Annotated in this window: 2 protein-coding genes; one reads left to right on the top strand and one right to left on the bottom strand. The window is 50.4% G+C overall.

Annotated elements, in window-relative coordinates; genetic code table 11:
• Positions 1-332: 332 nt before the first annotated feature.
• A complete protein-coding gene (locus tag RT613_RS23655; RefSeq protein WP_313618809.1) occupies positions 333-1,259 on the bottom strand; it encodes a LysR family transcriptional regulator in 927 nt (308 codons plus the stop codon).
• A 434-nt stretch (positions 1,260-1,693) separates the two neighbouring features.
• Between RT613_RS23655 and dctP the strand changes: the two genes are divergently transcribed.
• Positions 1,694-2,573 (top strand): TRAP transporter substrate-binding protein DctP (gene dctP / locus RT613_RS23660; RefSeq protein WP_313618810.1); only part of this gene is annotated, 880 nt, incomplete at its 3' end.

The raw sequence follows: 2,573 nt of genomic DNA on the forward strand, positions 1-2,573 counted from the left end.
TCATGCCGATAGACTATTGCCTCGATCCGCACCAGCCGGTTAAGGCGACGCCTCCGTGCAGGCCCAAGATGTCTCTAATTAACGATAAAGACCTTACCCGAGCGGACAACAATGCCGACATAGCGAACCGGATTTCCACCACGATCCAGCACACGCGCAATCAGAGATGAACCTGATGTGGAAGGTGCTCACGACGGGTGAGCACAAATCCATCGTTGCGAGGTAAAAAAACTGTCGGCCTGTTGCAGCCTACCAACTTGAAGATGTTACCGTACTTCGACGCGCCCCGCTGATGGTCAATAGCTCGTTACTGCGAAAATTTGCGACAGGCCCTAAATGTGCCCTCGTGAAGATTTCATCGAGGCAACTGTCTGGCGAAACCAGCGGTGCATCTGCGAATGGTGCGCACGTTCATGCCAAAGTTGGTAAAATTGCACATGCGGGTATTCGATAGGCGTTTCGACGATTTCAAGAGGAAGAACTTTGACAAAATATTCGGCGAAATGTCGGGTAACCGTGAAGACAAGGTCGGTTCCCACTAGCAGGTATGGCGCCATCGAAAAATAGGAAATGACCACACTGCGTTCACGTTGCAACTTCATTGCACTCAAATGTGTCTCGACCACTCCTCTTTGAGAAATGGCATAGTCCGACGGTGCTATGTGCTTTGCCTCAAGATATTCCTCAACGCTTGGCGGGGTGTGCGTGAAGCTGTGATTGCGATCGACGAGGCACACGAACCGGTCATCAAACAACAAAGACTGCCTGAGATTGGGCGGTGGTGATGGCCAGTTGCTAATAACAATATCCGCACTCCCAGAGGCAAGTGCGCCTTCAAAATCATAATCCGGTCCCAACGCGCGCAACACCAGCTTTGCCAAAGGAGCTTTTTCCCTGAACTGCTGCATGAAGCTGCTAAAAACCAGCGGTAGCATATGATCTGGGAGTGCGATGGTGAATGTTCGCCTGGTCGAGGCAGGATTGAATTCATCCGGATGTTGCAAAATCTCGTCAAGATCCGCGAGGGTCTTGTTGGCACTTTCCCGTAGGACGAGGGCTCTGTCGGTCGGCACCATCCCTCCCTCACCGCGAACCAGCAGTGGATCCCCGAAAATTTCACGCAGCTGTTTGAGAAGAAGGCTGGTTGCAGGCTGTGAAAGTCTGAGCCGATGAGCCGCCTTGGTGACACTGCGTTCCTCAACCAGTGTACACAGCACCCGAAGGTTTGAAGCACTCAAGGGGTTTTCAAGATCACGCATCAAACAAAACCTGTTTCACAGACTATTCTCATTCTCTTATTCCAACATTAAAATCTCAATATGGCGAGATGGTATAATCGGTAAAATCCAGCTCAAGTTTTTATCGTTCTGATGAAAAATTATTCATGAGAACATTATCGATACTAAAGCCGACTTTCTATTTTTTGCGATTAAAATGAATGCATTACGACCTTCAATTAGGCAAAGCCTATCGGTTTTTTTACACCATCGTCGTAAAGTCGTTGCGACCAGAGCGAGTATATGACGTTTATTCAACAATTTAGCATTCGAATGGAATCGGCTGCCGAATTTATATGAAATATCGAATAACATGTATTTCGCAAACCATATCATTACTGGTCTGATTTTTGCTGCCTTAGGGACGTACCCCATCGCGCAGGAGCGTCAAAATGCACAGTATTGTTCGTCCCGTAATGATTGCCGCAATGTTATTTGGCGGCGTCCAGCATGCCTCCGCCCAAAGCATCCGCTGGCTCACCCAGACCCAGCAGCAAAATGCCCAATTTCCTCTGGAAGCTGTCGCTATAGATCAAGCCAAGGCCGCAGGCTTTACCGTCGAGCGCAGCGAATTTCAGGTTCTGGGCCTCAATCTTGCCGATGCACTGCGCCTGGCGGGTGCGGGCACATTTCAAGTCGTCACTGCTCAGATCGGTAGCGTAGCGAAGGACGATCCGTTCCTGGAAGGTATCGACCTGATCGGTGTTTCTACAGACATGAACGAACTCAAGGGCTCCGTTGATGCTTACCGCGAAGCGTTTAATAAGCGGCTCGGGGATCGTTTCGGCGTCAAGGCACTGGCCATCTGGCCCTTTGGCCCTCAGGTCTTTCTCTGCAATCAGGAAATCAAATCTGTGGGTGATCTCAAGGGTCTGAAAGTACGTTCCTTTACTGCTTCAATGTCGACGCTTCTGACTGAAATTGGTGCGACGCCGGTGACCATGAGCTTTCCGGAGGTTTATCCGGCGCTGCAACGCGGCGTTGCCTCATGCGGTGTGACCTCACCGACATCTTCCAATACCGGAAAATGGCCTGAAGTGACCAAATTCGTCTTGCCGCTTTCCGTTTCGGGTTCGGTACAGGCACACTTGGTGAATCTGAAATGGTTTGAAGCTCTGCCTGCCGACAAAAAAGCGGCACTTGAAGCCGACATGGCACAACTGGAAAGCAACCTCTGGGATCTTGCCACCACGACCAATGACAAGGCACTCGCTTGCTCGACTGGAAGTGAAAGCTGCGAAGGCGGCATTTACACCAAATACGACATGACACTCGTGCCTGTCACTGATGCTGACA

The organism is Agrobacterium sp., assembly GCF_032092815.1.
In the GTDB taxonomy this organism is placed as follows: domain Bacteria; phylum Pseudomonadota; class Alphaproteobacteria; order Rhizobiales; family Rhizobiaceae; genus Agrobacterium.